At 64.2% G+C, this 24,490-nt stretch carries 23 protein-coding genes; 13 read left to right on the forward strand and 10 right to left on the reverse strand.

Features of this window, described 5'->3' with window-relative positions; all coding sequences use genetic code 11:
• Nucleotides 1-157: 157 nt before the first annotated feature.
• Entirely contained in the window at nucleotides 158-1,930 is a 1,773-nt protein-coding gene (gene aspS, locus GGD67_RS02030) for an aspartate--tRNA ligase (RefSeq protein WP_018317508.1), read from the reverse strand.
• Nucleotides 1,931-2,126: 196 nt separating this feature from the next.
• On the opposite strand from aspS, the gene GGD67_RS02035 reads away from it, so the two are divergent.
• From GGD67_RS02035 to GGD67_RS02060, 6 genes are all read left to right on the forward strand, one after another.
• On the forward strand, nucleotides 2,127-3,599 hold the full coding sequence (locus GGD67_RS02035) for a YdiU family protein (protein ID WP_179731393.1): 1,473 nt from the start codon (nucleotides 2,127-2,129) through the stop codon (nucleotides 3,597-3,599).
• Between the two features lie 19 nt (nucleotides 3,600-3,618).
• A complete protein-coding gene (locus GGD67_RS02040; protein WP_018317510.1) occupies nucleotides 3,619-3,876 on the forward strand; it encodes a hypothetical protein in 258 nt (85 codons plus the stop codon).
• Nucleotides 3,877-4,114: 238 nt separating this feature from the next.
• A complete protein-coding gene (locus GGD67_RS02045) occupies nucleotides 4,115-4,963 on the forward strand; it encodes a phosphodiesterase (RefSeq protein ID WP_179730678.1) in 849 nt (282 codons plus the stop codon).
• A gap of 1 nt (nucleotide 4,964) precedes the next feature.
• Nucleotides 4,965-5,915, forward strand: a complete 951-nt coding sequence (locus tag GGD67_RS02050; RefSeq protein WP_179730679.1) for a carbohydrate ABC transporter permease — start codon at nucleotides 4,965-4,967, stop codon at nucleotides 5,913-5,915.
• On the forward strand, nucleotides 5,912-6,781 hold the full coding sequence (locus GGD67_RS02055; RefSeq protein ID WP_179730680.1) for a carbohydrate ABC transporter permease: 870 nt from the start codon (nucleotides 5,912-5,914) through the stop codon (nucleotides 6,779-6,781). Before GGD67_RS02050 ends, GGD67_RS02055 begins: the two co-directional genes overlap by 4 nt.
• Nucleotides 6,782-6,792: 11 nt before the next feature.
• The gene (locus GGD67_RS02060) at nucleotides 6,793-8,127 is read left to right on the forward strand and encodes an ABC transporter substrate-binding protein (protein WP_092252963.1); all 1,335 of its coding nucleotides are present in this window, start codon (nucleotides 6,793-6,795) and stop codon (nucleotides 8,125-8,127) included.
• Nucleotides 8,128-8,324: 197 nt separating this feature from the next.
• Here GGD67_RS02060 and GGD67_RS02065 read toward each other — a convergent pair whose 3' ends face one another.
• A complete protein-coding gene (locus GGD67_RS02065) occupies nucleotides 8,325-9,314 on the reverse strand; it encodes a zinc-dependent alcohol dehydrogenase family protein (RefSeq protein WP_179730681.1) in 990 nt (329 codons plus the stop codon).
• Between the two features lie 103 nt (nucleotides 9,315-9,417).
• Between GGD67_RS02065 and GGD67_RS02070 the strand changes: the two genes are divergently transcribed.
• On the forward strand, nucleotides 9,418-10,317 hold the full coding sequence (locus GGD67_RS02070) for a LysR family transcriptional regulator (protein WP_179730682.1): 900 nt from the start codon (nucleotides 9,418-9,420) through the stop codon (nucleotides 10,315-10,317).
• Between the two features lie 352 nt (nucleotides 10,318-10,669).
• Entirely contained in the window at nucleotides 10,670-11,818 is a 1,149-nt protein-coding gene (gene rnd / locus GGD67_RS02075; protein ID WP_179730683.1) for a ribonuclease D, read from the forward strand.
• A gap of 200 nt (nucleotides 11,819-12,018) precedes the next feature.
• Here rnd and GGD67_RS02080 read toward each other — a convergent pair whose 3' ends face one another.
• The 5 genes from GGD67_RS02080 to GGD67_RS02100 form a co-directional block, all read right to left on the reverse strand.
• Nucleotides 12,019-13,401 carry an aspartate aminotransferase family protein gene (locus GGD67_RS02080; protein WP_179730684.1) on the reverse strand — a complete coding sequence of 461 codons (1,383 nt, stop codon included), beginning with the start codon at nucleotides 13,399-13,401 and terminating at the stop codon, nucleotides 12,019-12,021.
• Between the two features lie 218 nt (nucleotides 13,402-13,619).
• Nucleotides 13,620-13,790, reverse strand: a complete 171-nt coding sequence (locus tag GGD67_RS02085) for a hypothetical protein (RefSeq protein ID WP_179730685.1) — start codon at nucleotides 13,788-13,790, stop codon at nucleotides 13,620-13,622.
• A gap of 30 nt (nucleotides 13,791-13,820) precedes the next feature.
• Nucleotides 13,821-14,384: an isochorismatase family protein gene (locus GGD67_RS02090; protein ID WP_018317521.1), complete on the reverse strand. Its 564-nt coding sequence runs from the start codon at nucleotides 14,382-14,384 to the stop codon at nucleotides 13,821-13,823.
• 25 nt (nucleotides 14,385-14,409) lie between these two features.
• Nucleotides 14,410-15,030 carry a GNAT family N-acetyltransferase gene (locus GGD67_RS02095; protein WP_018317522.1) on the reverse strand — a complete coding sequence of 207 codons (621 nt, stop codon included), beginning with the start codon at nucleotides 15,028-15,030 and terminating at the stop codon, nucleotides 14,410-14,412.
• A complete protein-coding gene (locus GGD67_RS02100) occupies nucleotides 15,017-15,634 on the reverse strand; it encodes a hypothetical protein (RefSeq protein ID WP_018317523.1) in 618 nt (205 codons plus the stop codon). Before GGD67_RS02100 ends, GGD67_RS02095 begins: the two co-directional genes overlap by 14 nt.
• A gap of 71 nt (nucleotides 15,635-15,705) precedes the next feature.
• Here GGD67_RS02100 and GGD67_RS02105 point away from each other — a divergent pair, with 71 nt between their 5' ends.
• Complete coding sequence (locus tag GGD67_RS02105) at nucleotides 15,706-16,746, forward strand: LysR family transcriptional regulator (RefSeq protein WP_179730686.1); 1,041 nt, start codon at nucleotides 15,706-15,708, stop codon at nucleotides 16,744-16,746.
• 111 nt (nucleotides 16,747-16,857) lie between these two features.
• Here GGD67_RS02105 and GGD67_RS02110 read toward each other — a convergent pair whose 3' ends face one another.
• On the reverse strand, nucleotides 16,858-18,000 hold the full coding sequence (locus GGD67_RS02110; RefSeq protein WP_179730687.1) for an autotransporter outer membrane beta-barrel domain-containing protein: 1,143 nt from the start codon (nucleotides 17,998-18,000) through the stop codon (nucleotides 16,858-16,860).
• Between the two features lie 379 nt (nucleotides 18,001-18,379).
• On the opposite strand from GGD67_RS02110, the gene GGD67_RS02115 reads away from it, so the two are divergent.
• Nucleotides 18,380-18,586, forward strand: a complete 207-nt coding sequence (locus GGD67_RS02115) for a cold-shock protein (protein ID WP_007591938.1) — start codon at nucleotides 18,380-18,382, stop codon at nucleotides 18,584-18,586.
• A gap of 327 nt (nucleotides 18,587-18,913) precedes the next feature.
• On the opposite strand, the gene purN is transcribed toward GGD67_RS02115, so the two are convergent.
• On the reverse strand, nucleotides 18,914-19,567 hold the full coding sequence (gene purN, locus GGD67_RS02120; RefSeq protein WP_177236945.1) for a phosphoribosylglycinamide formyltransferase: 654 nt from the start codon (nucleotides 19,565-19,567) through the stop codon (nucleotides 18,914-18,916).
• A 14-nt stretch (nucleotides 19,568-19,581) separates the two neighbouring features.
• Nucleotides 19,582-20,655: a phosphoribosylformylglycinamidine cyclo-ligase gene (gene purM, locus GGD67_RS02125; RefSeq protein ID WP_179730688.1), complete on the reverse strand. Its 1,074-nt coding sequence runs from the start codon at nucleotides 20,653-20,655 to the stop codon at nucleotides 19,582-19,584.
• Between the two features lie 157 nt (nucleotides 20,656-20,812).
• On the opposite strand from purM, the gene GGD67_RS02130 reads away from it, so the two are divergent.
• From GGD67_RS02130 to GGD67_RS02140, 3 genes are all read left to right on the forward strand, one after another.
• The gene (locus tag GGD67_RS02130) at nucleotides 20,813-21,355 is read left to right on the forward strand and encodes a CDP-alcohol phosphatidyltransferase family protein (RefSeq protein WP_025035876.1); all 543 of its coding nucleotides are present in this window, start codon (nucleotides 20,813-20,815) and stop codon (nucleotides 21,353-21,355) included.
• Between the two features lie 92 nt (nucleotides 21,356-21,447).
• Nucleotides 21,448-22,125: a DnaA ATPase domain-containing protein gene (locus GGD67_RS02135; RefSeq protein WP_179730689.1), complete on the forward strand. Its 678-nt coding sequence runs from the start codon at nucleotides 21,448-21,450 to the stop codon at nucleotides 22,123-22,125.
• Nucleotides 22,126-22,282: 157 nt separating this feature from the next.
• Nucleotides 22,283-24,475 (forward strand): RNA degradosome polyphosphate kinase, encoded by a 2,193-nt coding sequence (locus GGD67_RS02140; protein WP_018317534.1) that lies wholly within the window; start codon nucleotides 22,283-22,285, stop codon nucleotides 24,473-24,475.
• Nucleotides 24,476-24,490 lie beyond the last annotated feature (15 nt).

The raw sequence follows: 24,490 nt of genomic DNA on the forward strand, positions 1-24,490 counted from the left end.
GCGCTCCCTCGCCCCGTTCTTACGGAGAGAGGGTTGGGGTGAAGGGCCGCCTCCGCAATCACGGTGAGAGTTAGACTCGCTGAGAGTCCCCCTCACCCGCCTCGCATCTTCGATGCGAGGCGGCCTCTCCCCGCATGCGGGGAGAGGCAAGGCACACTCACTTCTGCGGCAGGTTCACCCGCACATGCAGCTCGCGAAGCTGCTTGGTCGTCGCTTCCGACGGGGCGCCCATCAGGAGGTCCATGGCCTGCTGGTTCATCGGGAACAGCGAGATCTCGCGCAAATTCGTGGTGCCACACAGCAGCATCACGATGCGGTCGACGCCGGCGGCCATGCCGCCGTGCGGCGGCGCGCCGTACTGGAAGGCGCGGTACATGCCGCCGAAGCGGTCGACCACTTCCTGCTCGCCGTAGCCTGCGATCTCGAACGCCTTCACCATCGCTTCCGGCACGTGGTTGCGGATGCCGCCCGAGGCGATCTCGTAGCCGTTGCAGGTGATGTCATACTGGAACGCCTTGATGGTGAGCGGGTCCTGACCCTTCAGCGCATCGAGGCCGCCCTGCGGCATCGAGAACGGGTTGTGCGAGAAATCGACCTTCTTGTCGTCCTCGTTGTACTCGTACATCGGGAAGTCGACGATCCAGGCGAGCTCGAACCGCTCCTTGTCGGTGAGGTTCAATTCCTCGCCGACCTTGTTGCGGGCAAGGCCTGAGAACTTCCAGAATTTGTCGGGATCACCGGCGACGAAGAAGGCGGCATCGCCTTCCTTGGTGCCGATCTGCGCGCGGATCGCAGCGGTGCGCTCGGGACCGATATTGTTCGCAAGGGGACCTGCACCCTCGCCGCCCTCGCGCCACATGATGTAGCCGAGTCCGGGCTGGCCTTCGCCCTGCGCCCACGAATTCATGCGGTCGCAGAAGGCGCGGCTGCCGCCCCCCGGCGCGGGGATCGCCCAGACCTGGTTCTTGGGGTCTTCGAGCATGCGCGCAAAGACCTTGAAGCCGGAGCCGCGGAAATGCTCGGAGACGTCCTGCATCTCGATGGGATTGCGCAGATCCGGCTTGTCGCTGCCGTATTTGCGCAGCGCCTCGGCGAACGGAATCCGGCGCCAGCCTTTGGTGACCGGCTTGCCCTTGGCGAACTCCTCGAACACGCCCGTGATCACGGGCTCCATCGCCGCAAACACGTCTTCCTGCGTCACAAAGCTCATCTCGACGTCGAGCTGGTAGAACTCGCCCGGCAGACGGTCGGCACGCGGGTCCTCGTCGCGGAAGCACGGCGCGATCTGGAAGTAGCGGTCGAAGCCCGACATCATCAGCAGCTGCTTGTACTGCTGCGGCGCCTGCGGCAACGCGTAGAACTTGCCGGGATGGATGCGCGAGGGCACCAGGAAGTCGCGCGCGCCTTCCGGCGAGGACGCGGTCAGGATCGGGGTGTTGAACTCGAAGAAGCCCTGCCCCTCCATGCGCCGGCGCATCGACTTGATGATCTCGACGCGCGTCATGATGTTCTGGTGCAGCTTTTCGCGACGCAGGTCGAGGAAGCGGTACTTCAGGCGGATGTCTTCAGGATATTCCTGGTCGCCGAACACAGGCAGCGGCAGATCGCCGGCCGGACCCAGCACCTCGATCTCGGTGACATAGATCTCGATCTTGCCGGTCGGCAGATCGTCATTGTCGGTGCCTTCGGGGCGGCGGCGGGCCTTGCCGTCCATCCGCACCACGAATTCCGAGCGCAGCTTTTCGGCCAGCGAGAACGCCGGCGAGTCCGGGTCGACCACGCACTGGGTCAGGCCGTAATGGTCGCGCAGGTCGATGAACAGCACGCCGCCATGGTCGCGGACGCGATGGACCCAGCCTGACAGGCGGACCGTCTCGCCGATGTTGCTCTCGCGGAGCGCGCCGCATGTATGTGACCGGTAGCGATGCATGGTCGTCCCAAAAATGATGTCGGTGGAAGCGAATCGGACCGCCTGTCACGGCCGGTCCGAGATTGCGGCAGGGTTTACCCGACGAGGCCGGGGGCGGCAACCAAGGGAACGGCCTGTTTTGGGCCGGAAGCGCCCATTTTTGCCCGATCTGGGCCCATCCCTTTGCCATCAGGCGTTCCAGCCCTATCTTGAGGGCATGACGGTGCATTTCCCCTTCCAGAACTCCTATTCGGCGCTGCCCGACAGCTTCTTTGCCCGCGTCGCGCCGACCCCTGTCGCCGCCCCCCGGCTGATCAAGCTGAACCGGCCGCTGGCGGTCCAGCTCGGGCTCGATCCTGACCTGCTGGAGACGGCGGAAGGCGCGGCGATCCTGGCGGGGAAGACGGTTCCCGACGGCGCCGATCCGATCGCCATGGCCTATGCCGGCCACCAGTTCGGGCAGTTCGTCCCGCAGCTCGGCGACGGCCGCGCCATCCTGCTCGGCGAGGTCATCGACAAAGACGGCGTTCGCCGGGACATCCAGCTCAAGGGCAGCGGCCCCACCCCGTTCTCCCGCCGCGGCGACGGCCGCGCCGCACTCGGACCGGTCCTGCGCGAATACATCGTCAGCGAAGCGATGTATGCACTGGGCATCCCGACCACCCGCTCGCTTGCCGCCGTCGTCACCGGCGAGCACGTCATCCGCGAGACCGCGCTGCCGGGCGCCGTGCTGACGCGTATCGCCTCCAGCCATATCCGCGTCGGCACCTTCCAGTTCTTCGCCGTGCGGCGTGACACCGAGGCGATCCGCCGGCTCGCCGATCACGTCATCGCCAGGCACTATCCGGAGCTGCGCGAAGCGGAGCGGTCCTATCACGAACTGCTCGCCGGCGTCGTCGCCCGCCAGGCCGAGCTCATCGCGCGCTGGCTGCTGGTCGGCTTCATCCACGGCGTGATGAACACCGACAACAGCTCCATCTCGGGCGAGACCATCGACTACGGCCCCTGCGCCTTCATGGACGCCTACAACCCCGCACAGGTGTTCTCCTCGATCGACGAGATGGGCCGCTATGCCTATGCCAATCAGCCGCGCATCGCGCTGTGGAATTTGACCCGCCTCGCCGAGTGCCTGCTGCCGTTGTTCTCCGACGAGCAGGAGAAGGCGGTGGCCGAAGCCCAGGACATTCTCGGCGCCTTCTCCGAGATTTTCAGCACGGCTTATCAAGCCGGCTTGCGCAAAAAGGTCGGCCTGTTCACGGAGCGTGAAGGCGACGACGCCCTGATCCAGGACCTGCTCGAAGCCATGGCCAAGAACCAGGCCGACTTCACCCTCACCTTCCGCAAGCTCGGCGATTCCGCCGTTGATGACAGCGCGGATGCGCGTGCGCAGTTCATGGAGCCCGCAGCCTTCGACGAGTGGTCCGGCCGCTGGCGCGCACGCATCGCGCTGGAGCCGCAGAGCGCAGCCGAGCGGCAAGCCGCGATGCACGCCGTCAATCCGGCCTTCACCCCGCGCAACCACCGCGTCGAGGCTGTGATCCAGGCTGCGGTCAACGACGACGACTACGCCCCGTTCGAGGAGCTGGTGCAAGTGCTGGCCAAGCCGTTCGAGGACCAGCCGGAGTTTGCCGCCTACGCCGATCCGCCGCTGCCGGACCAGCGGGTGTTGCGGACGTTTTGTGGGACGTAAACCTGTTCTGGATTGCAAGATGACGCAGCTCTCGGCCCTGAAAGATGACGAGATCGAAGCGATCAAGGCGCGCTGCGAGCAGGCGACCGCGGGTCCTTGGAAATCGTTCATCGAGAAGCGCGATGAACTAAGCGGATCGGACTTCGTCCAGACCGGAGGCGAAGACATCTACCTCACTGGCGCGACGCTCGCCGATCAGGAATTCATCGCCAACGCGCGACAGGACATTCCGAGATTGATCGCCGAGATCAAGCGCCTGCGCGCGATCGACCGTTAGCTCGATCCGCGGGACAAGAACCAAGTTTGCGCGCTTAGATTAGCTCTGCTCCGCGCAGCACCGCAACTCAAGGTAAGCCGGAACTTTGAATTACCCCTTCGGCTAATCCACCGTGCGCAGCGCGCTGCTGTGGACACGGGAACCGCTGTCATCAAACTGAAACACACGCGCTCTAACCGCCTGTCAGGGTCGTCCTGCCGGAGGCACCCATCCTCCAACCGTCCCGACAAAGCGTGCCATGCCGTTCAAATTCATCCACCTCACCGACACGCATCTCGCGAACCCCGGGCTGAAGCTCTATGGGCTCGATCCGCGCGCCCGGCTGGATGCGGCGATCGCCGACATCAACAAGCACCAGTCCGATGCCGCCTTCGCAGTCGTGACCGGCGATCTCACCCATTGGGGCGAGGCTGAATCCTACGCCAATTTCGCCGACGCGATGGCCGCGCTGAAAATCCCGTATATCGCCATGGTCGGCAATCACGACAAGCGCGTCGCCTGCCTCGACGGTCTCAAGTCCGCGCCGCGCGATTCAAACGGCTTCGTGCAGGGCACGAAGACCACCGAGCACGGCCTGTTCGTCTTCCTCGACACGCTGGACGAAACCAGCCACGCCGGCGAGATGTGCGCCAAGCGCCTCGACTGGCTTGCCAACACGCTGGCGGCCGCGCCCGCCGACCAGCCGTTCGTCGTGTTCATGCACCATCCGCCTTTCCCGATCGGCGTCCACGCGATGGACGAGATCGGGCTGAAACAGAGCGCGGAGTTCGCCGAGGTGATCGCGCCCTATCGCGCGCGCATCCGTCACCTCTTCTTTGGCCACGTCCACCGCCCGATCTTCGGCAGCTACGGCAAGATCCCGTTCTCCACCTTGCGCGGCACCAACCACCAGGTCTGGTTCGAGCTCGACGCTGACGCGCCGCACCTCGCAAGCCACGAACCGCCCGCCTATGGCGTCGGCTTGATCGACGACGAGAACCTCGTCGTGCACAGCCACGACTTCCTCGACACCAGTCTGCGCTTTCCCTTCGAACCACCCGTGGGAACGGACGGCCGCGACTATGCGCTCAATTTCCCGGCGCGGTGAGATGAGCCTCGCCGAACCCGCGGCTCTTCCGGTCGCGACCTCGGCGGCGCCGCGCCTGGACGTGCTGAAGCGCCTCGGCACGCGCTTCAAAGCTTCGCTGCCCGCCTATCTCCTGTTGCTGCCCTCGCTGGTCTTTCTCGCGCTGTTCACCTATGGCGCGATGGGCCGCGTGTTCATCGATGCGCTCTACCAGCGCGCCACGCCGAAGGCGCCGGTCCACTTCGTCGGCCTCGACAATATCAGCGCGGTGCTGGCCGACCCCGCCTTCACCGGCGCCGTCGTCAACAATCTCGTCTATGCCATCGGCACGACGATCCCGAGCATCGGCCTCGCGCTGCTGTTTGCGCTCGCGCTGTCGCGCACCAACGCCGTCAGCAGCGCGCTGCGGGCGGCGCTGTTCCTGCCGGTGCTAATCCCGATGGTCGCGGCCTCGGCGCTGTTCATGTTCATCTTCCTGCCCAATGTCGGCCTGCTCGACTTCTATATCGGCCGCCTGCTTCCGGTGCTGCCGAACTGGCTCGGCGATCCCGACATCGCGCTGTATGCGATCATGATCATCACGATCTGGAAAAACGCCGGCTATTACATGCTGTTCTTCCTTGCCGGCCTTCAGGCCGTGCCTGAGGACGTCATGGAGGCCGCGCATCTCGATGGCGCCGGGCCTTACATGCGCTTCCGCCACATCATCTTGCCCGAGCTCAAGCCCACCTTCCTGTTCGTCATCGTGATCGCCACGCTCAACGCGGTGACGCAGGTCGACCACGTCTTCGTCATGACCCAGGGCGGGCCGTCCAATTCGACCAACCTCGTGCTGTTCTACATCTACCAGCAGGCGGTGGAGCATTACGACGTCGGCAAGGCCTCGGCCGCGACGCTGCTGACGCTCGCTGCGCTGATGGGCCTCACCGCGCTCTCCTTCCGCACCATGGCCAACCGCGAGGGCGGGCCATGAAGCTGATCGACAGGCTCTACAAGGACGCCCCGCTCGCCACACGGGGCGAGATCACGCCCAAGCTCGGCTTCCTGCTGACCGTGCTGCTCGCGATCGTCTGGCTCATTCCGTTCCTGTGGATGGTCGTGGCGACGCTGCGCCCGGCCTCCGACGGCATCAATGCCATGGCCGAGCTGATGCCGAGCCTGAAGCCGACGCTCGACAATGTCAGGGATGCCTGGGAGATCGGCGATTTCCCGCGCTACACGCTCAACACCACGATCATCTGTGCCGGCATTTTGCTGGTGCAGTTCGTCACGATCACGCTGGCGGGCTTTGCCTTTGCGCGCCTCGACTTCGTCGGCAAGACGCCGATCTTCTATCTGTTCCTGATGCAGCTCATGCTGGTGCCGGTGCTGCTGATCGTGCCCAACCTCAGCCTCGTGGCGCAACTCGGCCTCTACGACACGCTCACCGGCGTGATGATGCCGTTCTTCGCCTCCGCCTTCGGCACCTTCCTGATGCGCCAGGCGTTCGAGGCGATTCCGACCGAGCTGGAAGACGCAGCCCTGATCGACGGCGCCAGCCTGCTCCAGCGCATCCGCCACATCTACGTGCCGCTGTCGATGCCGAGCTTCTCCGCCTTCGCCATCATCTCCGTGACCAGCCACTGGAACGACTTCCTGTGGCCGCTGATGGTGATCAACTCGCCGGACAAGCGGCCGCTCACGGTCGGGCTCTCCGTCTTCACCAAGACCGCCGAAGGCACGCAGGCCTGGGGCACCATCGCCGCCGGCACGCTGATGGTGATCGGCCCGCTGCTCATCACCTTCCTGATCTTCCAGAAGCGTTTCATCAGCTCTTTCGTCACCTCAGGCATCAAATAGGAGATTCTTCAATGCTGTTTTCCCGCAGGCTCATGCTCGGCCTTGCCATGGCAGGCTCCATGGCAAGTGCCCTCGCCCTTCCGGCGCTCGCCGGCGAAGGCCCGACCGAGATCGATCTGTTTTTCCCCGTCCCCGTCGACGGCAAGCTCGCCCGCGACATGGGCACCTTGATCAAGGAGTTCAACGAGACCCATCCGGACGTCAAGGCGACCGCGGTCTACACCGGCTCCTATGACGACACGCTGATCAAGACGCGCGCCGCGATCAAGGCCGGCAAGCCGCCGTCCGCCGTGATCATGTCGGCCAACTTCCTGCTCGACATGCAGATCGAGAACGAGCTCACCAATCTCGATGCCCTGATCAAGGCCGACGGCACCACCAAGGAGCAGTTCCTCGGCCAGTTCTTCCCGGCGCTGCAGGGCAACGCGGTGATCAACCGCTCGGTCTACGGCGTGCCCTTCCACAATTCGACACCGCTGCTCTACATCAACGCCGACAAGGCCAAGGAAGCCGGCCTCGATCCGAGCAAGCCGCCGCAGACCTGGGCCGAGCTCACCGACTGGGCCAAGAAGCTCACCAAGCGCGAGGGCGACAAGGTGACCCAATGGGGCATCGCGATCCCCTGCGCGTATGACTATTGCGGCTGGATGATGGAAACGCTCACCATGAGCAATGGCGGGCGCTACTACAACGAGGAGTTCGGCGGCGAGGTCTATTACGACACGCCTTCGATGCTCGGCGCACTGACCTGGTGGAATGATCTCGTCTACAAGCACAAGGTCCACGCCCCCGGCGCCACGCCTGGCCCTGCCGTCAGCACTTCCTTCATCTCCGGCAACGCCGCGATGATGATGCTGTCGACGGGCTCGCTCACTTACGTGCGCGACAACGCCAAGTTCGCCTACAAGGTCGCCTTCATCCCGCGCAACGTCCGCAACGCCGTGCCGATCGGCGGCGCCTCGCTGATCGTTCCGGCCGGGCTCGAGGCCGACAAGCAGAAGGCCGCCTGGACGCTGATCAAGTGGATGACCTCGCCCGAGAAGAGCGGCTGGTGGAGCCGCGCCACCGGCTATTTCGCGCCCAACATGGCCGCCTACAAAACGCCCGAGATGGTCGACTTCCTCAACAAGAACCCCGACGCCAAGACTGCCGTCGAGCAACTCGACGTCGCAAAGCCCTGGTTCGCGACCTACAAGACCGTGCCGGTGCGCAAGAACCTCGAGGACGAGGTGATGCTGGTCCTCAACGGCAAGAAGCAGCCGAAGGAAGCCCTCGCCGCCGCCCAGAAGGCCGCGGATGAGACGCTGAAGCCGTACAATGCGGAGACGTCGTTGAAGCTGCCGTAAGGCTGCCTTGTAGGGTGGATTAGCCCGCGACCGCGTGAAACGCCGTCGCGGGCCTAATCCATCCTGCGAGCCACGAACGCGATCTCGTAGGGTGGGCAAAGGCGCACAGCGCCGTGCCCACCTTTCTATCTATTGAGCGATGGTGGGCACGCTTCGCTTTGCCCACCCTACGAAACTACACCTCGAAAGGCGCGACCTCAGATCGTCACGATAATCTTGCCGAACTGCGTGTTCGACTCCAGGAAGCGATGCGCCTCGACAATATCCTCGAACTTGAACGTTCGCGCGATGATCGGCTTCAACGTGTCGTCCGCCACCCCATCGAGGATGAAAGTCTTGGCCTGCCCAAGTCGCGTCGGATCGCGGACGATCTCGTGCACGAGGTAGCCGCGCAGGACCAGGCTCTTGGTCAACACATTGAAGAGTGGGAACGGCGTCGGCTCATGACTCAGCCCACCATATTCGATCAGGATGCCGCCCGGCGCCATCGCCGCAGTCAGCGGCTCGAACGCCGGACCGCCGACGGCATCAAGCACCACGCGGACGCCGTTTGAACCGGCGATCTCCGCCAGCCGCGCTGCGATGTCCTCCTCGTCTGAGGCCACGACGTAAGCGGCACCGGCATCGAGCAAGGCTCGCCGCTTGGCCGATGTCCGGGTCAGGGCGACCGGGACAGCCCCGATCCGGTTCGCGATCTGGATTGCTGCAAGCCCGACACTGCTCGATGCCGCCGTGATGGCGACCACGTCCCCTCGCAAGAGTCCGGCGATGTCAACCAGCGCGCCGTAGGCCGTCAGATACTGCATCCATAGCGCTGCCGCTGTCTCGAAGCTTAGATCGGGTGGATGCTTTACGACGAGTTCGGCCGGAAAAGTTGCGAGCTCCGCATAAGCCGGCCATCGCACCATGGATGTCGGCGGCACGATACTGACGGCATCGCCCGGCGCAAAGCCGGCCACGCCTTCGCCGACAGCCTCGACGAGACCCGCCGCCTCGAGACCAAGACCGGACGGAAATTGGGCGGTCTCGATATAGGTCCCTGACCGGAACAGGGCTTCCGCACGGTTGAGGCCGAGCGCCCTGATCCGAATCTGAACCTCGCCCTTCGCCGGCGGCAGAACGTTGACGGTCTCGATACCGAGCACTTCGGGACCGCCATGCCGATGAAAGCGAACGACGCGGGCCATGGATACACTCCAAAACAATTGAACTGAATGGAGCTATGCCGATCCCAAGGAAGTGAATAAATCGGCAAAGTAAGCGAACAGTCGAAACCAGGAGTTTTCAATCATGGACCGCCTGACCAGCATGGCCGCGTTCGTCCGGGCTGTCGATCTCGGCTCGTTCGCAGCCGCGGCCGACGCCCTGGAGATGTCGGGGCCGATGGTCGGCAAGCATGTGCGGTTCCTCGAAGAGCGCCTCGGCGTCCGCCTCCTCAACCGCACCACACGGCGACAGAGCCTGACTGACGCGGGCCAGGCCTATTACGAGCGCTGCCGCGCGGTACTGCTCGAAGCGGACGCCGCCGATGCCGTCGTTACCGACGAACTGTCCGAGCCACGCGGCAGGCTCCGCGTGACCATGCCAGCCCTGCTGGGCCGGCACTGCATTGCCCCCTTGCTGATGAAACTTGCGCGAAAACATCCGCGGCTCGAACTCGACCTTTCCTTCGGCGATCCGATCACCGACATCATCGAGGCCGGCTACGACCTTGCGATCCGGACCGGCGATCTCATCAACCAGTCCGGCCTGATCGCACGCCGTATCGCAAGCCAGCGCATGGTGGTGTGCGGCGCGCGCTCGTACTTGCGGGCGAGCGGCAAGCCGAAATCGATCGACGATCTCACCGCGCATCAGGCGATCATTTATCGCCGCTCGGGGCGCATCCGTCCGTGGCTATTTCCACAAGGCAGCGGGCCCGTGCGCGAGATCATGCCGTCCGGCAGGCTACGGCTCGACGATCTCGAGGCGATTGCCGATGCCGCCACGCAGGGCATGGGGCTCGCCTGGCTACCGTACTGGCTGGTCCGCGAGCGCCTCGCCACCGGAGCGCTCATCAGGCTCCTCAGCGGCCAACCGGAATTCCTCTACGAATGCCACGCGCTATGGCCGCGCTCACCCCGGCTGCCGCCAAAGGTCCGGGTGGCCGTGGATACCTTGGCCGCAGCCCTGCCGAAGCTGATGACATGAAGGGCGATTTCCGCCGTTAACCCGCCGTCCACCATCCAGCCCGCCCCGGCCGCCGGTAACCATCGCAATTAACAGACCGTCAACGCACCCCCGACAAATCTATCAATGTTTCTGGAGATTTCGCCGTGGATCTGTTGGTTTTCGAGTTCCTGGGGCTGGCGCTGGTCGCCATGTGCGTGGTCGTGGTGGCGTTGCCCTGCGCCCGCAAATCCTCGCACCGGGTCCGCTACGAATAGGAATTTCGTCGGAAAAAGCGATTTCCGTTCAAATACAAGGCTCGAATTCGCATCGAGCCCCTTGACATCACAGCGCTTTCGGCAGAACGGCTGATATCAAGTGTCATGGGCCGTTCATGGATTTGATTACCACCACCGCTGACCTCGCGGCTGCCTGCAGCCGGCTGGCTAAGCACCCCGTCATTACCGTCGATACCGAGTTCCTGCGCGAGACCACCTACTACCCGCTGCTATGCGTGGTGCAGATGGCCAGCGCCGAGGAAGCCATCGTCGTCGATACTCTGGCCGAGGGGATCGACCTCAAGCCGTTCTTCGAGCTGATGGCCAATGAGAGCGTGCTGAAGGTCTTCCACGCCGCCCGTCAGGACATCGAGATCATCTGGCACCAGGCCAACATCATCCCGCATCCGGTGTTCGACACCCAGGTTGCTGCGATGGTGCTCGGATACGGCGACAGCATCGCCTACGACGCGCTGGTCGAGAAAGTCACCGGCCACCGCCCGGACAAGACCCACCGCTTCACCGACTGGTCGCGCCGGCCGCTGACCAAGGAGCAGATGCACTACGCCGTGTCCGACGTCACGCATTTGCGCGACGTGTTCGCAGCGCTCGATGCCGACCTCAAGAAGCGCCGCCGCAGCGAATGGGTCTCCATCGAGATGGAGGTCCTGACCTCCCCCCGGACCTACGACTTCCACCCCGAGCGGGCCTGGGAGCGGCTCAAGACGCGCGTGCGCAAGCCGAAGGATCTCGCGGTCCTGATGGAGGTCGCCGCCTGGCGCGAGCAGGAGGCGCAGAGCCGCGACGTGCCGCGCGGCCGCGTGCTGCGCGACGAGGCCATCAGCGATATCGCGACCCACGCGCCGAACACTCTGGAAAAGCTCGCCCATCTGCGCTCGGTGCCGAAGGGTTTTGAGAAATCCAAATGGGGCGCGGACATCGTCGCCGCGGTCGAGCGCGGGCTGGCGCGGGATTTTTCGACGCTCCCGAAGCTGGAGAAGCCGCGCAACAACAACAACGGCGCCGCCATCGTCGAGCTCTTGAAGGTGTTGCTGCGCATGACCGCCGAGAAGCATGCGGTCGCCAGCAAGGTGATCGCGACCGTCGACGATCTCGAGGAGATCGCGGCCGACGACGAAGCCGACGTGCCGGCACTGCGCGGCTGGCGTCGCGAGCTGTTCGGCGACGCTGCCTTGAAGCTCAAGCGCGGCGAGCTGGCACTGGCGGTCGAGAAAGGCCGCGTGATCGGGGTTCAGCGGGCGTAATGTTCAGCTGAGCGGATCAACTGTTAGCTCGTCATCCTGAGGTGCGAGGCGGGCGGTGCAACGCACCGCACGAAGGATGAACGCCCGCGCAGTAGCAGCCGGGCCGTCGCCCTTCGAGGCTCGCCAAAGAGGCGAGCACCTCCAGCGACAACGGCTACGCCGTTGCGCGAGGGTGACGGTGATAGAGTTGGGCCCAGCAGTTACGCCGGCGTCAGCTTGGCCACTTCCGCCTTCATGTCGTTCAACACGCCGGAGATCGCGTCCACCAGCCCGTCGATGTCCGCCTTGGTGACGATCAGCGGCGGGCAGATGGCGATGGCGTCCAGCATGTTGCGCGAGATCACGCCGCGCTCCTGGAGCATGCGGCTGGCGATGCCGCCGACGGCGCCCGGCGTCGCCGCTGCGGTCTTGCGGCCCTTGTCGAGCACGAGCTCGATCGCCGCGATCATGCCGACGCCGCGAACCTCGCCGACCAGCGGATGGCTGGTGAGCTCGCGCAGTCTGCCCTGCATGTAAGCGCCGAGCTCGGCGGCATGTGCGACCAGGCCGCGCTCCTCGATGATCTTGAGGTTTTCCAGCGCAACCGCCGAACCGACCGGATGACCGCCCGCAGTGAAGCCGTGGCCGAGCACGCCGATCTTGTTGCTCTCGTCCGCGATCGGCTCGAACATGCGGTCGTTCATGATGATCGCCGAGAACGGGAAATAGCTCGAGGTGATCTGCTTGGAGACCACGAGCACGTCGGGCTTGATGCCGTAGGTCTCGCAGCCGAACATCTTGCCGGTGCGGCCGAAGCCGCAGATCACTTCGTCGGCGACCAGCAGGATGTCGTACTTGTTCAGGACCGCCTGGATCTTGTCCCAATAAGTCGCCGGCGGCACGATGACGCCGCCCGCGCCCATCACCGGCTCGCCGAAGAACGCCGCGATCGTATCGGGCCCTTCCTTCTGGATCAGCGCGTCGAGCTCCTCGGCCCGGCGCGTCGCAAAGGCTTCCTCGCTCTCGCCGGGCGCGCCGTCCTTGTAGAAATGCGGCGAGCCCGTGTGCAGGATGTTCGGCAGCGGTAGGTCGAACGAGCGGTGGTTGTTCGGCAGGCCGGTGAGGCTCGCCGAGGCAATGGTGACGCCGTGATAAGCGCGCATCCGGCTGATCACCTTCTTGCGCTGCGGCTGGCCGAGCGCGTTGGAGCGATAGGCGATCAGCTTGAGGACGGTGTCGTTGGCTTCCGAGCCGGAATTGGTGAAGAACACCTTGCTCATCGGCACAGGCGCGAGCGCGACCAGCTTCTCGGCGAGGTCGATCGAGGGCCCGTGCGATTTGGCGGAGAACGTGTGATAGAACGGCAGCGCCTGCATCTGCTTGTGCGCGGCCTCGACCAGCCGCTTCTCGTTGAAGCCCAGCCCAACGCTCCACAGGCCGGCCATCGCCTCGAAATAGCGCTTGCCCGACGCATCGAAGACGTAAGGACCCTCGCCGCGCTCGATCACCAGGGGACCTGCCTGCTGATGGGTGCGCGCGTTGGTGTAGGGATGGAGCTGATAGGCTACATCCCGGGCCTCTTGCGAATTGGGCAGTATGGACATTTGCGGAGATCCTTGAAAGCGTCACGTCGCAGGCATAGCCGGCGTCATCACTCGATGATCAAGTACCTTGGCTATTGCGACAGCGCAGAACTTGCAACGCCAATTCGTCGGCAGCAAGCGCTCAGCAGCGATGCACAAAAATGCACGCGACAAAGCTGCACGTGACATTGCCGCACGTGACAAATCCGCTCATGACGAAACAACATGCGGAGCATCTCTCATGCCGCGTCGTCGTCATGCCCGTCGTCAGTGCCGGCAGCGGCCTCCCTCACCTCCACCAGCGCCATCGAGAGCAGATAGACCGTCGTCGGCAAACCAAGCCCGCGCGCCCTCTCGGCCGCACGCGACAGATCGCTCGTCAGCTCCTTGAGCTCGTCTCCCCGTGACAATCTCTCACCCCATCCGCCGGCCGCGGCCGCCTACACCGCAACGGCGCCGCTGGTTCTGATCAGTTCGGCGCTGGACTGGATTGTAGCAAAATTCCCGATGACATTCACTACCGCATGCTTATAGGCGGCGGAATCGCCCGTACCCGGCTGCCGGCAAGCCACGGCGTCAGCGACGACCTGGTAGCGATGGCTGCGGTGAAACCCTTCGGCTGCGGTGGCCAGGATGGTCTCGTCCAGGGAAAAACCGATCAGAATGCAGCGCACGGTCCGGATATTGGACATGTAGTCCACAAACCGCGACGAGCTGTAGGCCGACGGCAGCGGATGATCGAACGTCATCTCTCCCGGCCGCGGCTTGGTCTCCGCGATCCAATCGGTCAGCCTCGATGCCGGATTGAACCACGCCGCCTGCGCGATGCGCTTCAGATGCATCACCGGCCAGAGATTGCCCCGCCACAAGGTCAGCAGTTCCAGGCAGCGCGTCGTGACGGCGTCGCCGTCGAGGACGACGTGGCGGCGCCCAGGGGTCAGATACTCGACCTGGAGATCCGCGCAAATCAGGATCGGCGGATCATCGTGGATGGAAGCCAGCATTGTCTTGCGCAGAGCTGCACCAGTTTCAACGGTCGGCGAGCGCGAGATCCCGCAGCGGTGAGGTCACCGCCCGCCCCGCCGAGGCGTCGAGCACGCCCGGCCGGTCCCAATCGCCTTCGGGGCGGATGATCACGTACGGATCGCTGTCCAGCGTGATCGCGTCCGGGCCCGGCTCGATCTCCAGCAGCATTTCCGTGTAGGAAAAATCCGAGAATGTGATCTTGCGATTGTGGCCGAGCGGCTTGGCGCCGAAATGGGCCCAGAAATCGACCAGCCTGTCCTGTGCCTGGCCGTAGATCTTGCGAAAGCCCTTGCGCTTCACATAGTCGACGCTGGCCTGCACCAGCTTGAACGAGACGCGCGAGCGCCGGTATTGGTGACGGACCGCGAGCCGCTCCACCTTGGCGAAATCGCCGAAGAAGCGCACCCGCAGGCAGCCTGCGGGCTCGTTGCCCACGAAGCCGATGAAATGGGCCGCGACCATGTCGTTGCCGTCGAACTCCTCCTCGAACGGACAATCCTGCTCGGCGAGATAGACTGCCGAGCGAATGGCGGTGACCAGCATGAGATCGCTTGGATCGCGCGCAAGGCGGATGGTGATGGCGCGGGAACAGGGCTGGGCGACAGGGATCCTAGTACCGTGCATCTGCAAAACTCCTTGCTTGGATGATCGCGCCCGGCATGCGCAGCGGCTGGCGATGCCAGGGCCGCTCGTAGCACCAGAGGTCGGGCTGGAAGCTCGGGACCGGCGCAAAGCCGGTCGCCTTCATGATATCGCGTCCGGCCACGGTTGACGGCTGCGCATAGCAATCGGCGCTGCGGAACCTTAGCTGTCGTAGATGTGCTGCAGCCTTGCCGAGACCGGCGATACCGCGTCCCGTCGCCGCGATCGCCCAAATATAGATGGCAGCGACCTCTTCGTTCGCGGAAGCGAGATAGCGCGTCTCGGGCGCGGTGAGGCAGATCTCGTCGAGGAGCAACGCATCGTGCCCGCGGTCATTGAGAAACAGGAAGGCCATGCCGCCGACGAGATCGCCCTTCCGGCTGAACGTCAGGATGCTCTGGGGATCGAACGTGAAGTAATGCGCAAGCTCGGCTGTCCCGATCCGCACGCCCGGCACCAGCCGGTGCGCCATCTGCGAAAGCGGTGCAATTTCGGACAATTGCGCGCAGCGGACATCCACATCCGGGCTCAGCGGCAAGGCGTCGAAATCATGCCTTGCGGCAAACGAGCCCCTTTCCATACCCATGTCACGCCTCTATCGTTCGAGACTTTCGTGCCCCGCTACGCCGACGAGCTTAGCGGCTGGGGATCAGGAGTATGCAGCAGTTATTGCACCGGGGTGCTGCGATGACGCAGCACCGTGAAGAAGTCCTGGGCGCGTCCTGGGACGATTTGAAACTGTTTTTAGCGTGCGCAAAGTATAAAAGTTTTCGCAATGCCGCCGAGGAGCTCGGGCTCACCTCGACCACGCTGATGCGCCGCGTCGACCGGCTGGAAGAGAGCATCGGCTGCAAGCTGTTCCTGCGCGACCAGAGCGGGCTCACGCTCAGCGATGAAGGCACCGCGATGATCGCCGACGTTGCGCATATGGAGCGTCATGCCTTCAACGTCTTCCGGCGCGCCGCGCGATCGTCGAACGACACCTCAGGCACAGTGCGCGTCGCGGTGACGGAAGGCCCGGGCAATTTCTGGATCCTGCCGCGACTGATCGACTTCCAGAAGACCTACCGCAGGATCACCGTCGATCTGCGCTGCGCGATGGAGCAGGCCGACGTCGCACGGCTTGAATCGGACATCGCGATCCAGCTCGAGCCGCCGACCAATCCGGATCTGATCGTCGCCAAGCTAGGCCGTCTGCACATCTATCCCTTCGTCTCCAAGGAGTACGAAAATCTCTACGGCGTGCCGGCGACCCTGGCCGACCTGAAGAACCACCGCATCATCAAGCAGAGCGCGCCGCAGGTCGACGACGGCGCCTACGCGCGCGTGCTCGGACTGAAGTCGCTCGAGGGCATCGTTGGGATCAAGACCAATTCCTCGGTCGGCGTGCTCTATGCAGTCGAGCGCGGCGCCGGCATCGGCTTCCTGCCAACGGTCTCGACCGCGCTCGGCGCGCCGCTGATCGCCGTCGATCTCGGCGTCAGCCACCACGCCGATCTCTGGCTCACCTATCACCGGGAATTCCGCACCTCCGAGCGCCACAAGATCGTGGTCGACTGGCTGAAGAAGATCTTCGATCCCAAGACCTATCCCTGCTTCCGCGACGAGTTCATCCATCCGAACGCGCTGGTGCCGATGATGACGGCGGCGCGCGAGGGTTTTGGATTGACGGGATATGTCGCGGCGACGCCGACCTAAAGCATGATCCGGAAAAGTGCGCAGCGGTTTTCCGAAAAGATCATGCTCAAACAACAACCTAAAGCGCGATGGCGATTCATCCTAATCGCATCGCGCTTTAGGAGGCTGCGCCTACCAGCGATATTCGAAGCCGACCGTGCCCTGGTGCGAGGTCAGCTCGTTGCGGAACTTGCCGTCGTAATTGATGTAAAGCCGCGCCACGCTGGTCAAGCTGAGCGAAGCCGAGGCACCGGCATCCACGCCGTAACGGCTCTCGCCGATGCCGGGAACGACGATGTTCTGAGCGCCGAGGCTGACCTGGACCGATCCCAGATCCTGGTGGAAATTGTCGACGAACTTGCCGTAGCCGGACAGGTCCAGGATCTTCTGGTCGATGATGAAGTAGCGGCCGATCTCGGCCCCGATCATGATGCGTGCGCGTGAGAGCGCCGTCGAGCCGACGTTGAGCGGATCGAGGCCGCCGACCTCCTGGAACGCCGCACTGGTGGCGCGCACATATTCCAGTGCGCCTTTGGGCACGATGCGCATCTGGTCCTTGGTCCAGTAATAGCTGATCTCGGTCAGCGCGCCGTCGACCGCGGCGCGATAGCCCGCGGTCGCAAGGCCAAGGCCGGTGTCGCGGCTGGAACGGACCTTGCCGAAACCGTGCACCACGGCAAAAGCCCAGGTCCATGGCCCCTTGTCGACCGAGCCGTTGAAGCCGATTTGCGTCAGGTCGAGCGTGGCCGATTGCAGCGCCAGCGGCACGTCGATGTCGGTATGGCTCTGGTCGACGGAAAAGCCGAGATTGACGCCCGGGGCCACGCGCGCGCCGAAGCCGGCGACGCCGCCAACCGTCTTGCGCCGGTCGCCGACGAAGTCGCCTTGCGCATCGGTCCGGACCGAGATGCCGTAGCCCTCGAACCAGGTGCGGTAGCGCGGATCTTCAGTACTGGCGGACGCGCCGCCGCCGCCGGGATTGGTGCGGAATGTCCGGTTGAAACCGTTCGACGCCTGGTTGCCGAGCCGCTCCAGGAAGTTCGAGCCGAGATCGAGCGCAGCGTTGCCGGCCGACGGGGACGGGATCGGGGTGGGTGACGGCGTGGGCGTCGGGGTCGGGGTCGGCGTAGGCGTCGGGCTTTGCGCGAAGACCGGCGACGTGGCCGACATCATCACGACGATCGCAAACGCCGCCGCGATCGCTGCCGCGACCCTGCGGACGCGGTCCAGCCCGATCGTCTGCCGTGTCCCGGAGGGCTGCGATGTGCAGCACATGACGACAAATCCCGAAGCAAATGGCGGCGCGCAAAAATGCAACACGCGCGGCGCACGCATGTCGCGATTTGTGCCGAACTGCCACGGAGGGTCAACCGCTTAGCCTGCGGTCACCAAGGCTATTGCCCTCGATTGTGGTTCCGCGGCCACAGGTCGGAAATTGCAGAACGGCACAATCCGTCTGCCCTTGAAATTTAACCGCAGCTTGCTAACGGGCGATTTTCATGTTGCAATGTTGGACACAATCGGAATTGGCCGCTCTGCTGTGCGTTTCGCGACATTGAGATTCAAGACTCGAACAGACTCCCGGAAGCCCGTTTGTGGCGTGGCACGCGAAAAGCGGCCGCGTCTTTTTTATATCTAGTGGAGGAGACTGAGGATGCCGCAAAAGGGCACCGTCAAATGGTTCAACCCGACCAAGGGCTATGGGTTCATCAAGCCGAACGGCAGCGACAAGGACGTGTTCGTCCACATCTCCGCCGTCGAGCGTGCCGGACTTTCGACCCTCAACGAGAACCAGGTGGTTGAATACGACCTCGTGGAGAACCGCGGCAAGGCATCCGCGGAGAACCTCAAGGTCTCCTGAATTCTCTCAAGGCTTCACGCGAGAGACCATGACGTTGCCCCCGGCTCTGCCGGGGGATTTTGTTTAAAATAGGTGACCCAGCGGATAAGCTACCTTAACTGGAGCAACGAATATCACCGTCAAACGACCACAGATGACGAGTGTCGAGCACCAGCGCCCAGCTTCGAAGAGCGACGCTGCACGCCCAGACGTCGGGGTGACGACGTCTTTCGATGTTTTCGGCTCGGAGCTTCCGGACGAGGCATTCCAAGGTGTCTTCGATCAGCCACGGCAGATTTGCGATCCAGTCAATTTGTCGTTTCGTGGTTCGTGAGCCCTAGACTGTCTTCAGCTCACCACCGGCGCAACCAAAAAATTCTCCGACGCGGAGCTTCCGTCCGTCTTGCACACATCGCCCTCGATCCGGACCTTGCCGGTCGCGAGCAGCCGCAGCGCTTCGGGATAGATGCGGTGCTCGACTTCGAGGATGCGCTCCGACAGCGTATCCCCCGTGTCGTGATCGCTGACGGGAACCGCGCCCTGCATCACGATCGGACCGGCATCGGTCTCGGGGATGACGAAGTGCACTGTCGCGCCCGATAGCTTGACGCCGGCGCGCAAGGCCTGGCCGTGCGGGTCGAGGCCGGGGAAGGACGGCAGCAGCGAGGGATGGATGTTGAGCATCCGCCCGTACCAGGCCCTGGTGAACTCGGCCGTGAACAGGCGCATGAAGCCGCCGAGACAAATCAGCTCGATACCATGCTGGTCGAGCGCCGCCTGCAGCACCTTTTCGAAGCCGGCGCGGTCCTTGCCGAACGGCTTGCTCTCGATCACCAGCGTGTTCACGCCGGCTGCCTTGGCCCGCTCGAGCCCGAGCGCATCGGCCTTGTTCGAAATGACGAGCGAGATCTCCGCCGGGAAATCCGCAGCAGTGGCGGCCCTGATCAGCGCGGACATGTTGGAGCCGCGGCCGGAGATCAGGATGGCGACGCGGCGCTTCATCGCAGCGCCAGTCATCACAGCGCCATGTCGAGATGGCCGTTATAGACGACGCGGTGCTCGCCCTCGGCCGGGATCACCGTGCCGAGCTGCGCCACGGTCTCGCCGGCGTCGGTGAAGACCTGCATGACCTGGTCGACCTTGTCGGGCTCGACGATCGCGATCATGCCGATGCCGCAGTTGAAGGTGCGCAGCATCTCCAGCTCGGCGATGCCGGCCTGCGCCGCCAGCCATTTGAACACCGGCAGCACCGGCAGGCGGGCCAGATCGATGCCGACGCCGAGGTTGCTCGGCAGCACGCGCGGAATGTTGTCGGTGAAGCCGCCGCCGGTGATGTGGGCAAGGCCCTTCACCGCGCCGGTCTCGCGGATCGCGCGCAGGCAGGATTTGACGTAGAGCTTCGTCGGCGTCAGCAGCGCGCCGCCAAGGGTCATGACCGGGGCGAACGGCGCTGGCGCCTCGAAGCCGAGGCCCGATTGTTCCACGATCTTGCGCACCAGCGAGAAGCCGTTCGAATGCACCCCTGATGAGGCGAGGCCAATGACGGCGTCGCCGGCCGCGATGTCCTTGCGCGGCAGCAACGTCCCTCGCTCCGCGGCACCGACGGCAAACCCGCCGAGGTCGTAATCGCCGTCCTTGTAGAGGCCGGGCATCTCGGCGGTCTCGCCGCCGATCAGGGCGCAGCCGGATTCGCGGCAGCCCTCCGCGACGCCCGCGACGATCGAAGCCGTCGCCTCCGGATCGAGCTTGCCGCAAGCGAAATAGTCCAGGAAGAACAGCGGCTCGGCGCCCTGCACCACGAGGTCGTTGACGCTCATGGCGACGAGGTCGATGCCGATCCCGCCATGCAGGCCGGTCTCGATCGCGATCTTGACCTTGGTGCCGACGCCGTCGGTCGCGGCCACGAGGACCGGGTCCTTGAAACCGGCCGCCTTGAGGTCGAACAGGCCGCCGAAACCGCCGATCTCGGCGTCGGCGCCCGGCCGTGCGGTGGCGCGCACCATCGGCTTGATCAGGTCGACCAGGCGGTTGCCCGCATCGATATCGACGCCTGAATCGGCGTAAGTGAGGCCGTTTTTGCGGTCGGTCATGCCCGATTTCCAGTGGGTTCGCGGCTGGTTACGTCGAATTCCGGGGACGCGCAATGGCTCGCATGGCGCACCGCCGTATACTATGTAGAGATATCAACCGGTTCAGCCTCCCGAGAGGCCGGATTCGAGGTCAGACCGGGTGCCGGGAAGCGCTTTCGTGAGTATTCCGAACATCATTACCCTGGGCCGCATCATGTTGGTCCCGATCATCGTCTGGGCCATCGTGTCGAGCCAAATGGAGGTCGCGTTCGCCGTCTTCCTGATCGCCGGTATCAGCGACGCCGTGGACGGCTTCCTTGCCAAGCGCTTCAACATGACGAGCGAGCTCGGCGCCCTGCTCGACCCGCTCGCAGACAAGGCGCTGCTCGTCTCGATCTACATGGCGCTCGGCATCTGGGGCGCAATTCCGCGCTGGATCGTGATCCTGGTGGTCTCGCGCGACATCATGATCGTCGCCGCCGTGATCGTGTCCTGGCTGTTCGACCGGCCCGTCGAGATGAAGCCGTCGAAAGTGTCCAAGCTCAATACGGTGGCACAAGTGGCGTTCGCGGCGCTCGTGCTGGCGGCGCTTGCCTTCGGCTTCAAGCCGGCCCCGTATGATATCATCCTGATGGGCCTCGTCACGGTCTTCACGCTCTCCTCCGTGTCGCTCTATCTGGTCGAGTGGCTGCGGCACATGAGTACGATCGAGGCCAAATGAGAGGGGATGCGGCCCCGTAAAAGGCCAACTCCCGCTCGATACGTCCGACCTCTTCAAATGACGCCGGCGCGCCGGCATGGAGCAAAGCAAGCGTGCCAGGCCGCGTTCACCCCCGACAATTGGCGTTTTCACTTCCGCATGCGGAGAGCCTCAGCCGGGACAATTTCCTTGAGGGACCGGCCAATGCAGCCGGCCTCGGCCTGATCGACAGCTGGCCGGAATGGCCGAACCGGATCATGTGGCTGGCCGGCCCGGAAGGAAGCGGCAAGAGCCATCTCGCCGCGATCTGGGCCGAGGAGGCCGGCGCCCGCTCCACCACGGCCAATGCGCTGACCGCTGCGGGCGTTCCGGGCACGCTCGCCACCGGTGCGCTCGTGGTCGAGGATCTCAAGGCCAGGGAATTTGACGAACGCGCCCTCTTCCACCTGATGAACCTCGCCCGCGAGGATGGCGCCTACATTCTGTTCACCGGACGCGAGGTGCCGGCCTCGCTGGAGATAGAGCTTCGCGACCTGCGCTCGCGTCTGCGCGCCGTTCCGGTGGTCGCGCTGCTGCCGCCCGACGACCAGCTCTTCCGCGGCCTGATCGTCAAATTCTGCGCCGACCGCCAGCTCACCGTGGACGAGAGCGTAGTCGGCTACCTCGCCACGCGCCTGGAGCGGTCCTCGGCCGCCGCCCGCCAAGCCGTGGAATTGCTCGACAGCGAAGCCCTGCGACTTGGCCGCCCGGTCACCCGGGCGCTGGCCGCCGAGCTGCTGCGGGACGCTTGATCGGTCGCGCGGCCGCGCCCAAGGCCTACGCGAGCCCGCTTGACGCGGCGAAGCGGCGGAACATCAATGTCATCGAAACGTCATCGCTCTAACACATGCTCCGGCCGGTTTTGCGCATAAGTCGCAAATTGGGGCGAACTGGATGGACCGACTTCTGATGGACTCTGCGCAAGCTGTTGAAACTAAAGAAAAAGCCCCAGAGACCGAAAGCCTGCCGGCGATCGCATCGAGTCCCGAGCGATTCATCAACCGCGAGCTTTCCTGGCTGCATTTCAACCGCCGCGTCCTGGAGGAATCGGTCAATCCCAGCCATCCCATGCTGGAGCGGGTGCGATTCCTGTCGATTTCCGCAAATAACCTCGACGAGTTCTTCATGGTTCGCGTCGCCGGAATCAAGGCGCAGGTGCGCGAGGGCATTGCCGAACGCAGCCCCGACGGCCTGACGCCATCCGAGCAGCTCGCCCTGATCAACCGCACCGTCTCCGAACTCGCCTCCGACCAGCAGGCGATCTGGCGCGATTTGCGCGGCACTCTGGCCGATGTCGGCATCGTCCTGGTCGACGGCAAGGACGTCACCAAGGCGGAACGGACCTGGATCGAGGACTATTTCCTCAGCAACGTGTTCCCGCTGCTGACGCCGCTGGCGATCGACCCGGCCCACCCCTTCCCGTTCATCCCGAGCCTCGGCTTCACCATCGCGCTCCAGCTCACGCGCGCCGCCGACGGCAAGCAGATGAACGCGTTGATCCGCATGCCCGGCAAGATCGACCGCTTCATCCGCCTGCCGGCCGACGGCAAGGTGGTCCGGCTGATCTCGCTGGAGCAGGCGACCGCCCTGTTCATCAACCGCCTGTTCCCCGGCTACAATCTGCACGGCCAAGGCGCCTTCCGCATCATCCGCGACTCCGAGCTCGAAATCGAGGAAGAGGCCGAAGACCTCGTCCGCCTGTTCGAGACCGCGCTGAAGCGCCGCCGCCGCGGGTCGGTGATCCGACTCGAGATCGATGCCAAGATGCCGGAGGAGCTGCGCAGCTTCGTGCAGCACGCGCTGTCGGCCGCCGACGACGAGGTGTTCCTGGTCGACGGCGTGCAGGCGATGAACGAGCTCTCGCAGCTCACGCGCCTCGATCGGCCCGACCTCGAATTCACCCCTTACGTGCCGCGTCATCCCGAGCGCGTGCGCGAGCATGGCGGCGACATCTTCGCCGCGATCCGGCAGAAGGACCTCGTCGTCCATCACCCCTACGAATCCTTCGACGTGGTGGTGCAGTTCCTGCAGCAGGCGACGCGCGACCCCGATGTCGTCGCGATCAAGCAGACGCTCTACCGCACCTCCAACAACTCGCCGATCGTGCGCGCGCTGGCGGAAGCCGCCGAGGCCGGCAAATCCGTCACCGCGCTGATCGAGCTGAAGGCGCGCTTCGACGAGGAAGCCAACATCCGCTGGGCACGCGATCTCGAACGCGCCGGCGTGCAGGTCGTCTACGGCTTCCTCGAACTGAAGACGCACGCAAAACTCTCGATGGTGGTGCGTCGCGAGGGCGGCAGCCTCACGACTTACGTCCATACCGGCACCGGCAATTATCATCCGGTCACCGCGCGCATCTACACCGACCTCTCCTACTTCACCTCCGATCCGACCATCGGCCGCGATGCCGCGCGCGTGTTCAATTTCATCACCGGCTACGCCGCGCCGAGCGATCTGGAAAAAATGGCGGTGTCGCCGCTGACCTTGCGCAAGCGCATCATCGAGCACATCCAGGGCGAGACCGCGCATGCGCGCCACGGCCGCCACGGCGCGGTCTGGATGAAGATGAATGCGCTGGTCGACCCCGACATCATCGACGCGCTCTACGAGGCCTCCCAGGCCGGCGTGCAGGTCGAGCTCGTGGTGCGCGGTATCTGTTGCCTGCGCCCCGGCATTCCCGGCCTGTCCGAGAACATCCGCGTCAAGTCGATCATCGGACGCTTCCTGGAACACGGCCGAATCTACTGCTTCGGCATGGGCCAGGGTCTGCCGAGCGCCAAAGCGGCTGTGTATATCTCCTCCGCCGACATGATGCCGCGCAACCTCGACCGCCGCGTCGAGGTGCTGTGTCCGCTGCAGAATCCCACGGTGCATCAGCAGGTTCTCGAACAGATCATGGTCGCGAATCTCAAGGACAATGAGCAGAGCTGGCAATTGTTGCCGGACGGGTCCTCAACGCGTATGAAGACCGCGAAGGGCGAAGAGCCTTTCAACGTCCACAACTACTTCATGACAAATCCGAGTCTGTCTGGCCGTGGAAAGTCGCTCAAGGAATCCTCGCCGCGTCGTCTCACGCGCCGGAACGAACGCCATCAATCCTGATCGGGGATGTTCGGC

The organism is Bradyrhizobium sp. IAR9 (assembly GCF_013408065.1).
In the GTDB taxonomy this organism is placed as follows: domain Bacteria; phylum Pseudomonadota; class Alphaproteobacteria; order Rhizobiales; family Xanthobacteraceae; genus Bradyrhizobium.

What these genes read in the sequence shown, in the direction of transcription:
- aspS (WP_018317508.1), bottom strand. Translation starts at nt 1,930, where the DNA reads ATGCATCGCTACCGGTCACATACATGCGGCGCGCTCCGCGAGAGCAAC.
- GGD67_RS02035 (WP_179731393.1), top strand. Translation starts at nt 2,127, where the DNA reads ATGACGGTGCATTTCCCCTTCCAGAACTCCTATTCGGCGCTGCCCGAC.
- GGD67_RS02040 (WP_018317510.1), top strand. Translation starts at nt 3,619, where the DNA reads ATGACGCAGCTCTCGGCCCTGAAAGATGACGAGATCGAAGCGATCAAG.
- GGD67_RS02045 (WP_179730678.1), top strand. Translation starts at nt 4,115, where the DNA reads ATGCCGTTCAAATTCATCCACCTCACCGACACGCATCTCGCGAACCCC.
- GGD67_RS02050 (WP_179730679.1), top strand. Translation starts at nt 4,965, where the DNA reads ATGAGCCTCGCCGAACCCGCGGCTCTTCCGGTCGCGACCTCGGCGGCG.
- GGD67_RS02055 (WP_179730680.1), top strand. Translation starts at nt 5,912, where the DNA reads ATGAAGCTGATCGACAGGCTCTACAAGGACGCCCCGCTCGCCACACGG.
- GGD67_RS02060 (WP_092252963.1), top strand. Translation starts at nt 6,793, where the DNA reads ATGCTGTTTTCCCGCAGGCTCATGCTCGGCCTTGCCATGGCAGGCTCC.
- GGD67_RS02065 (WP_179730681.1), bottom strand. Translation starts at nt 9,314, where the DNA reads ATGGCCCGCGTCGTTCGCTTTCATCGGCATGGCGGTCCCGAAGTGCTC.
- GGD67_RS02070 (WP_179730682.1), top strand. Translation starts at nt 9,418, where the DNA reads ATGGACCGCCTGACCAGCATGGCCGCGTTCGTCCGGGCTGTCGATCTC.
- rnd (WP_179730683.1), top strand. Translation starts at nt 10,670, where the DNA reads ATGGATTTGATTACCACCACCGCTGACCTCGCGGCTGCCTGCAGCCGG.
- GGD67_RS02080 (WP_179730684.1), bottom strand. Translation starts at nt 13,401, where the DNA reads ATGTCCATACTGCCCAATTCGCAAGAGGCCCGGGATGTAGCCTATCAG.
- GGD67_RS02090 (WP_018317521.1), bottom strand. Translation starts at nt 14,384, where the DNA reads ATGCTGGCTTCCATCCACGATGATCCGCCGATCCTGATTTGCGCGGAT.
- GGD67_RS02095 (WP_018317522.1), bottom strand. Translation starts at nt 15,030, where the DNA reads ATGCACGGTACTAGGATCCCTGTCGCCCAGCCCTGTTCCCGCGCCATC.
- GGD67_RS02100 (WP_018317523.1), bottom strand. Translation starts at nt 15,634, where the DNA reads ATGGGTATGGAAAGGGGCTCGTTTGCCGCAAGGCATGATTTCGACGCC.
- GGD67_RS02105 (WP_179730686.1), top strand. Translation starts at nt 15,706, where the DNA reads ATGCAGCAGTTATTGCACCGGGGTGCTGCGATGACGCAGCACCGTGAA.
- GGD67_RS02110 (WP_179730687.1), bottom strand. Translation starts at nt 18,000, where the DNA reads ATGTGCTGCACATCGCAGCCCTCCGGGACACGGCAGACGATCGGGCTG.
- GGD67_RS02115 (WP_007591938.1), top strand. Translation starts at nt 18,380, where the DNA reads ATGCCGCAAAAGGGCACCGTCAAATGGTTCAACCCGACCAAGGGCTAT.
- purN (WP_177236945.1), bottom strand. Translation starts at nt 19,567, where the DNA reads ATGAAGCGCCGCGTCGCCATCCTGATCTCCGGCCGCGGCTCCAACATG.
- purM (WP_179730688.1), bottom strand. Translation starts at nt 20,655, where the DNA reads ATGACCGACCGCAAAAACGGCCTCACTTACGCCGATTCAGGCGTCGAT.
- GGD67_RS02140 (WP_018317534.1), top strand. Translation starts at nt 22,283, where the DNA reads ATGGACTCTGCGCAAGCTGTTGAAACTAAAGAAAAAGCCCCAGAGACC.